The sequence below is a fragment of the Actinomadura montaniterrae genome (assembly GCF_008923365.1).
Taxonomy (GTDB): domain Bacteria; phylum Actinomycetota; class Actinomycetes; order Streptosporangiales; family Streptosporangiaceae; genus Spirillospora; species Spirillospora montaniterrae.
This window is the reverse complement of the sequence record NZ_WBMR01000104.1, coordinates 24,436-31,801: the sequence shown is the minus strand read 5'-3', so window position 1 is coordinate 31,801 and position 7,366 is coordinate 24,436. Positions and strand designations below refer to the sequence as shown.

General features: G+C 75.3%; 7 protein-coding genes. 3 read left to right on the top strand and 4 right to left on the bottom strand.

What is annotated here, in order from left to right:
- From F9B16_RS29325 to F9B16_RS29315, 3 genes are all read right to left on the bottom strand, one after another.
- Nucleotides 1-899 (bottom strand): serine/threonine-protein kinase (locus F9B16_RS29325; protein ID WP_151543444.1); only part of this gene is annotated, 899 nt, incomplete at its 3' end.
- 60 nt (nt 900-959) lie between these two features.
- Complete coding sequence (locus F9B16_RS29320) at nt 960-2,261, bottom strand: MFS transporter (RefSeq protein ID WP_151543443.1); 1,302 nt, start codon at nt 2,259-2,261, stop codon at nt 960-962.
- Between the two features lie 206 nt (nt 2,262-2,467).
- Complete coding sequence (locus F9B16_RS29315; RefSeq protein WP_151543442.1) at nt 2,468-2,986, bottom strand: TetR/AcrR family transcriptional regulator; 519 nt, start codon at nt 2,984-2,986, stop codon at nt 2,468-2,470.
- A 153-nt stretch (nt 2,987-3,139) separates the two neighbouring features.
- On the opposite strand from F9B16_RS29315, the gene F9B16_RS29310 reads away from it, so the two are divergent.
- From F9B16_RS29310 to F9B16_RS29300, 3 genes are all read left to right on the top strand, one after another.
- Nucleotides 3,140-4,315, top strand: coding sequence for a cysteine desulfurase family protein (locus tag F9B16_RS29310; protein ID WP_151543448.1), 1,176 nt, complete (start codon nt 3,140-3,142; stop codon nt 4,313-4,315).
- A gap of 85 nt (nt 4,316-4,400) precedes the next feature.
- Nucleotides 4,401-5,261 (top strand): DUF1206 domain-containing protein, encoded by an 861-nt coding sequence (locus tag F9B16_RS29305; RefSeq protein ID WP_151543441.1) that lies wholly within the window; start codon nt 4,401-4,403, stop codon nt 5,259-5,261.
- A 76-nt stretch (nt 5,262-5,337) separates the two neighbouring features.
- Complete coding sequence (locus F9B16_RS29300) at nt 5,338-6,216, top strand: DUF1206 domain-containing protein (RefSeq protein ID WP_151543440.1); 879 nt, start codon at nt 5,338-5,340, stop codon at nt 6,214-6,216.
- Nucleotides 6,217-6,220: 4 nt separating this feature from the next.
- Here the strand turns inward: F9B16_RS29300 and F9B16_RS29295 are convergent, their stop codons facing one another.
- The gene (locus F9B16_RS29295) at nt 6,221-7,306 is read right to left on the bottom strand and encodes a DUF695 domain-containing protein (protein ID WP_151543439.1); all 1,086 of its coding nucleotides are present in this window, start codon (nt 7,304-7,306) and stop codon (nt 6,221-6,223) included.
- Between the last annotated feature and the right edge of the window lie 60 nt (nt 7,307-7,366).

Here is a 7,366-nt window from a genome sequence, read left to right as displayed (position 1 = left end):
CCGGCCCCGGCGCCGCCCGAGCCGAGGCCCAGCGCGGTGAGGGGGAACAGCAGGGACAGCGCGGCGGCGGCGCCCGCGAGCGTCCGGACGCCGCGCGCCTCCCAGTCGGGCCCGTAGGCGCCGGACGCCGCGGCCTCCAGCTCGGTCACGAACGCGGCCGCGCCGAGCGGGCGGTCCCAGGCGCTCTTCGCCAGGCCGCGCTCGATCAGCGGCCGCAGCGGCTCGGGGACGCCGGCGACCGGGATGGGCGCGGTGAGATGGCGGCCCATCAGCCCGGCCTGGTCCTCGGCGGTGAAGGGGCGCCGCCCCGTCACGCACTCGAAGAACACGCACGCGGCGGCGTACACGTCGGTGGCGGGGGAGGCGGGCTCGCCGCGCCACTGCTCGGGCGCCATGTAGACCGGCGTCCCGGACCGCCCGGCCTCCCCGGCCTCCACCGCGATGCCGAAGTCGATCAGCTTGCTCAGCCCGTCGCCGCGGACGATCACGTTGGCGGGCTTGTAGTCGCGGTGGACGATGCCGAGGTCGTGCGCGGCGGCGAGGCCGAGCAGCGAGCCCTTCAGCACCGCGAGCGCGGCCTCCGGCGCCAGCGGCCCGCTCTCGGCCAGCACCGCCTTCAGCGACGCCCCGTCCACCGCCTCCATCACGATCGCCGCGCCGCCGGGCGCCTCGACCAGCCCGTACAGCCGGGCGACGAACGGGTGGCGCAGCCGCCGCAGCAGGTCCGCCTCGCCGCGGAAGCGCTCGCGGAACTCCGCGTCGTCCGCGAGCGCCCCGGCGAGGTACTTGATCGCGGCGGGCCGTCCCGTGCCGTCGTGCCGGGCGAGGACGACCCGGCCCTGCGCCCCCTCCCCGAGGGTTCGCAGCTCGCTGTACCCCGGAACCCGCCAGTCGCCCATGTGCCGCCCTGTCTCTGGTCTTAGAGGGCGTTATACCGGATCAGCGGGCCCCTAGGACCGTCAGGCGGCGACGGGCTGCGGACGGGTGCCGTTCGGGTCGTCGCCGGTCGCGCCGGACGGGGCGCCGGACGCGGGCGCGGGGACCTCGGCGGCGGCGACGGCCGCCTCCGGGGAGTGCGCCGAGACGTCGGCGAACGACCGCAGCGGCAGCAGGCGGGCACCGGCCGCGATCAGCAGCGCCAGCACGACGACCACGCCGACCCCGACGCGTAGCGACGTCGCGTCCGACAGGAACCCGACCACGACCGGGCCGAGCAGCAGCCCGCCGTAGCCCATCGCGCCGACCTGCGCGACCGCGGCGGCCGGGCGGCCCGGCGCGGCGGTCCCGGCGAGCGAGATCGTCGTCGGGACGACCGTGCAGACCACCAGCCCGGTCACGAAGAACCCGGCGATCGCGACGGGTGCGGACGGCGCGAGCACGACGGCCGTCATGCCGAGCGCGGTCCCGATCCCGGCGCCGGTCAGCAGCCGGCGGGTGCCGAGCCGCATCCGGACCCGGTCCCCGACCAGCCGCCCGAACAGCATCGCCAGCTCGAACATCGGGTAGCCGAGCGCGGCGAGGGCCTGCGAGGCGTGCAGCTCGTCGTGCAGCAGCAGGCCGCTCCAGTCGGCGATCGACCCCTCGGTCATGAACGCGATGAACGCGAGCACGCCGATGAGGTAGACGGCGGCGGGCAGCCGGCGGGCGGCGCGGCCCGTCCCGGACGCGGCGGGCAGCTCGGCGGCGGGCACCGCGCCGCTGTCCACCGGGTAGGTGTCGGGCAGGTAGGTGCGGCCGAGCAGCAGGCCGAGCGGCACCGCGGCCAGCGCGGCGATCAGCACGGTGGCGGTGAAGCCGAGCCCGGCCGCGGCGGTCGCGACGCCGTACAGGCCGCCGGTCATCGCGCCGACGCACCAGCCGGCGTGCATCCCGCTCATGATCGACCGGCGGTACGCCTGCTCGACCACGCTGCCCTGGGCGTTCATCGCGATGTCGGTGATCCCGAAGGTCATGCCGAACAGCGCGACGGCCGCGAGCAGCAGCCCGTAGGTCGGGGCGAGCGCGACGCCCGCGTAGGACAGCGCGGTCAGCGGCAGCGCGACCCGCAGCACGCTGCGGCTGCCGGCCCGGGCCATGACGCCGCGCAGGACCTGCATCGCGACGATCGCGCCGAGGCCCCAGATGAGGACGACGATGCCGATCTCGCCCTCGTTCGTCCCGAACTTTCCGGCCAGCGCCGGCATCCTGGCCACCCACACTCCGGTGAGCAGGCCCGCCAGCGCGAAGGTCAGGAACGTCCCCGAACGGGCACGGAACAGCATGGTTCACCTCTTTCTCGGCTCGTCGCGGGCGCGGGTCGCGGATGCGATTCGCGCATGCGTCGTGTGCGCGCATCTGTGTGCGCTGTGTCTTCTGTGACGGGGATCCGGGCGCCATGGAACGCTCCAGACCCGGAAGGGGCCGTGAGTGCCTCGGACGGTGCCGGACGGGCGCCGGACGCGGCGCCCCGCGTCGGTTCGTCGGCGTGCTACGGCAGGAGCGCCAGCAGCCGCCGTTTCAGTGCCGCGAGCTGTTCCCCGTCGTACAGCTCGGGCGCGTGGCTCACCACTTCCCACAGGCCCTCGGCCGCCAGCCGGACCACCTGCGCGGCGCCCGGGTCCGGATCGTCGCCGGGATCGCGGCCGTGCCAGCGCCGCATCGCCTCGTTCAGCGGCTCGGCCTGCTCCGGATCCGCGGCGGCGGCCGTGATGGCCGACCATCGTCGGTACGCGCGGGCCTCCCCGCCGAGGATCTCGAAGGTCGCCTCGACATAGGCCCGGGTGTAGGACCCCGGCGCCCCGTCGTCGTAGGAGGCGATCAGGCCGTCGAACTCCTCGATGACCCGCGCCACCATGGCCTTGACCAGGGCTTCCTTGGTGGGGAAGTGGTAGAGCAGCCCGCCCTTGCTGACCCCCGCGCGGTCCGCGACCGCGGCGAGCGTCAGCGCCTGCGTGCCGTGCTCGAACAGCACGGACTCCGCGGCGTCCAGGAGGGCTTCACGTTTCATGACCATTCCACTGTACCGGCCGGACGGTATACACGCCAACCACGGTCCGCCGGGCGTTATTCCCCAGCTCACGGCGCCCCTCACGGCGCCGCTCCCGCAGGCTCCCGGGCGCCCTCGGGGAACAGCGGCCGCGCGGATACTGTTGAGCGCGTGGTGACCTACCTCGACCATGCGGCGACGACCCCGATGCTGCCCGAGGCCATCGAGGCGATGACCGCGGAGCTGCGCGAGCTCGGCAACCCCTCCTCGCTGCACGCGGCCGGCCGCCGCGCCCGCCGGGTCGTCGAGGAGTCCCGCGAGATCATCGCCGAGGCGTTCGACGCCCGGCCGAGCGAGGTCGTGTTCACCTCCGGCGGCACCGAGGCCGACAACCTCGCCGTCAAGGGCCTCTACTGGGCCCGCCGCGCCGCCGATCCGGCCCGCGTCCGCGTCCTCGCCGGCGCGGTCGAGCACCACGCCGTCCTCGACGCCGTCGCCTGGCTCGGCGACCACGAGGGCGCCACCGTCGAGTGGATCCCGGTGGACGGCCTCGGCCGCGTCCTCCCCGACGCCCTCCGCGACGCCCTCGGCAGCGGCGACGACGTCGCCCTCGCCACCGTGATGTGGGCCAACAACGAGGTCGGCACCGTCCAGCCCGTCCCGGAACTGGCCGCCGTCGCCCGCGAGCACGGCGTCCCGCTGCACACCGACGCCGTCCAGGCCGCCGGGCACCTGCCCGTCCGGTTCGCCGCCAGCGGCGCGCAGGCCCTGACCATCACCGGCCACAAGCTCGGCGGCCCCGTCGGCGTCGGCGCGCTCCTGCTCGCCAAGCCGAAGGAGCCGCTGTTCCTCGACCCGGTCCCGCTGCTGCACGGCGGCGGCCAGGAGCGCGACGTCCGGTCCGGCACCCTCGACACCCCGGCCATCGCCGGGTTCGCCGCCGCCGTCCAGGCGTCCGTGGCCCGCCGCGACGCCGAGGCCGGCCGCCTCGCCGACCTGCGCGACCAGCTGATCGAGGCGGTGCGTGCCGCCGTCCCCGACGCGATCCTCAACGGCGACCCCGACGACCGGCTCCCCGGCAACGCCCACTTCTCGTTCCCCGGCTGCGAGGGCGACGCGCTGCTCATGCTGCTCGACGCCCGCGGCATCGCCTGCTCCACTGGATCCGCGTGCTCCGCCGGCGTGTCCCAGCCCAGCCACGTCCTGACCGCGATGAACACCGGCCCCGAGCGGGCCCGCGGCTCGCTGCGCTTCACCCTCGGCCACACCTCCACCGAAGCCGACGTGAAGGCCCTCGCCGACGCCATCGGCCCCGCCGTCGAGCGCGCCCGCCGCGCCGGCCTGTCCTAGCCCGAGCCGCTCCCGCGCGCCCCCGGCGGCCTGGGTTTGACCGGTTCGTGAACGGGGACAGCGTTTCCGTTCACGAAAGGCGGCGATGACGGCGAAGGACGCGGCGCGTGCGATCGGACGGCGTGCGGCCGGACACCCCTGGTTCCACGGCCTCTCCCGCGCGGGCCTCGCCGCCCGCGGCGTCCTCTACCTGCTGATCGGCTGGCTGGCCCTGCTGATCGCGACGGGGCACGGCGGGGCGGAGGCCGACCGGCAGGGCGCGCTGCGCACCGTCGCGGACAGACCGGGCGGGTGGGCGGTGCTCTGCCTGCTCGCCGCCGGGTTCGCCGGGCTGGCCCTGTGGCAGTTCGCCGAGGCGCTGTATGGGCGGCCCCTCCCCAACGGGCGGCGCAAGCGGATGCGGCTGCCGGCCGCCTTCCGCGGGCTCACCTATGCCGTCGGATGCACCGGGACGGTCGGCTTCCTCTTCGGGCAGGGCCACACGTCCGGCGACCAGCAGTCGCGCGCGCTGTCGGCGCGCGCCATGGCCGAACCCGGCGGCCGCTGGGCGGTGCTCGCCGTCGGCGCCGGCTTCGTCGTGTGGGGTGTCGTCACGCTGGTCAACGCGGCGCGGCGCGCCTTCCGCGACGAGCTCGACACCGACGCGATGGGCACCGTCGCGCACTGGATCGTCCAGCCCCTCGGGACGATCGGCAACGTCGCGCGCGGCCTGATCGGCGGCGCCGTCGGGGCCTTCCTGGCGTACGCGGCGATCTCCTTCGCGCCGGACCGGGCCGAGGGCCTCGACGGGGTGCTGCGCGAGTTCGCCGCCACGCCCGCCGGCGGCTGGGGCCTGGCCGTGATCGCCCTCGGGCTGGTGATCTTCGGTCTCTACTCCTTCTGCGAGGTCCGGTACCGCAAGGTCGAGGCCGTCGAACCGCGGGACGACCGGCCCGCCGGCGCCTGAGCTGCGTTTTGCCGGAGTTTGACCGATCCGCTACCGGGCACAGCTCTGCCGTTCGCGACGGGAAGGACGACGGAGCATGACCACGAATGTCGCCGGAGCCGGCGTCCGGCGCGCCGGCCGCCGGGTGGCGGGGCACTCGGCGTTCCACATCTTCTGCCGGTCCGGCCTGGTGGCGCGGGGCGTGCTGTACCTGCTGATCGGCTGGCTCGCCGTCCAGATCGGGCTGGGCGACGGCGGGCACGAGGCCGACAAGCAGGGAGCGTTGCAGACGGTCGCGGACAAGCCGGGCGGCACCGCGATGCTCTGGCTGCTGGCCGCGGGATTCGCCGGGCTGGCCCTCTGGCGCTTCGCGGAGGCGGCCTTCGGGCAGCCCGTCGCGGACGGCCGGAAGGCGACCAAGCGGCTCGCGTCCCTCGGCCGCGGCCTGTTCTACTCGGTCGGCTGCGTCACCGTGCTGAACTTCGTGCTCGGGCAGGGCGGGAGCTCCAGCAACGAGCAGTCCAAGACCTACACGGCGCGGGCGATGGAGCACCCCGGCGGGCGCTGGCTCGTCCTCGCGGTCGGGATCGGCTTTCTCGCCTGGGGGATCGGGAGCGTCGCCGGCGCCGTCCGGCGCAAGTTCGTCGAACGCCTCAACACCGGCCGGATGGGCCCGCGCACGCGCCGCTTCGTCGAGACGCTCGGCGTGGTCGGCCGCGCGTCCCGCGGGATCGTCTTCGGCGGCGTCGGCGTCTTCCTCGCCTACGCGGCCATCACGTTCGACCCAGGCAAGGCCAAGGGGCTCGACGGGACGCTGCGCCAGTTCGCCGGCACCCCGGCCGGACCGTGGCTGCTGGTCGTCGTCGCCGCCGGGTTGCTGGTCTTCGGCGCCTACTCGTTCTGCGAGGCGCGCTGGCGGAAGGTCGAGGCCGTCCGGGACGGCCGCCGCGGCGCCCGCCGGCTGCTGCCCCGCTAGCCGCTCACGGCTGGTACGGCGCGAGGGCCTTCCAGCCGGGGTCGGCGGTCGAGGCGACCTTCGCCTTCCCCTCGCTCCACCCGGCGGCGAGCTGGTCCAGCTCCGCGATCACCCCGGAGTCGGGGTCGGCGTACAGGTGGAACACCCGCAGCCCGTCCCCGGTCTCGCGGACGGCGAGGACCGCCCGGTCGCCGAGCTTCGTCAGCTTCTTCTCGAACGCGCGCAGCGCGCCCGCCGACGGCTCGACGGGGAGCCGGTCGGGGTTGGCGTTCGCGTACGGGACGGTGATCGCCACGTGCAGGTCGCAGAGCGGGTAGTCCTGCCGGTGCAGCGGGAACCGGGCGCCGAGCCGGGCCGGGTGGCCGCGCGGCGTGCGCCCCTCGCCGGTGAGCCAGGCGGGCTCGCTGAACGGCTCGGCGATCTGCTCGACGACCGCGGACAGCATCGACGGCGGCAGCGAGTCGATCGGCGCCTCCGTCGCGATGGAGACCTCGCCGATCCAGCGGGCCACGTCGTCCTCGCCGAGCGCCCAGTCCAGCACGTGCAGGGCGACCGCCACCTGCTGCTCCTCCGACACGAACAGGAAGTCGGGGTGGTAGGCGGTGATGTGCACCCGGGCCCGGTCGGCGTCGGCGCGCATGCCGAGCCGCACGTACTCCAGGTCGAACTCGTGGTCGCCGAGGACCAGGTCCTGCGACAGCATCTCCAGGTCGGGCCGCCGGGCGGGGTGGAACGTCCAGCCGCCGGCCGCCGCGCCGGACGGGGCGGCGCGGAACCAGCGCTCCGCCAGCCCGCGCAGCTCCGGGTCGCCGCCGCCGGTGACCGTCAGCGACGGCGTCCGGTCGTCCGCGCCGCCGATCTCCCACTGCAGGTCGGGGTGGATCCGGTGGACGCGCCGGGACAGCTCCTCGATCGCCTCCGCCGACAGCCCCTCGCCGGGCGCCGGTCCGCCGGCGTCCTCGGAGCCGGCGCCCGAGGCCGCCAGCGACGCCTCGATCGTCGGGCGGGCCTGCGCCCACCATTCCCAGAAATCGCTGATCGCGGGCGGTGTCGCGGCGGAGGACTCGCGCGGGCGGCGGAAGATTCCCATAACCCGCCTCATCGTACGCGGAATCGGCAACGACCGACCCTCGGACGCCGCGTACGCTCG

What these genes read in the sequence shown, in the direction of transcription:
- F9B16_RS29320 (WP_151543443.1), bottom strand. Translation starts at nt 2,261, where the DNA reads ATGCTGTTCCGTGCCCGTTCGGGGACGTTCCTGACCTTCGCGCTGGCG.
- F9B16_RS29315 (WP_151543442.1), bottom strand. Translation starts at nt 2,986, where the DNA reads ATGAAACGTGAAGCCCTCCTGGACGCCGCGGAGTCCGTGCTGTTCGAG.
- F9B16_RS29305 (WP_151543441.1), top strand. Translation starts at nt 4,401, where the DNA reads ATGACGGCGAAGGACGCGGCGCGTGCGATCGGACGGCGTGCGGCCGGA.
- F9B16_RS29300 (WP_151543440.1), top strand. Translation starts at nt 5,338, where the DNA reads ATGACCACGAATGTCGCCGGAGCCGGCGTCCGGCGCGCCGGCCGCCGG.
- F9B16_RS29295 (WP_151543439.1), bottom strand. Translation starts at nt 7,306, where the DNA reads ATGGGAATCTTCCGCCGCCCGCGCGAGTCCTCCGCCGCGACACCGCCC.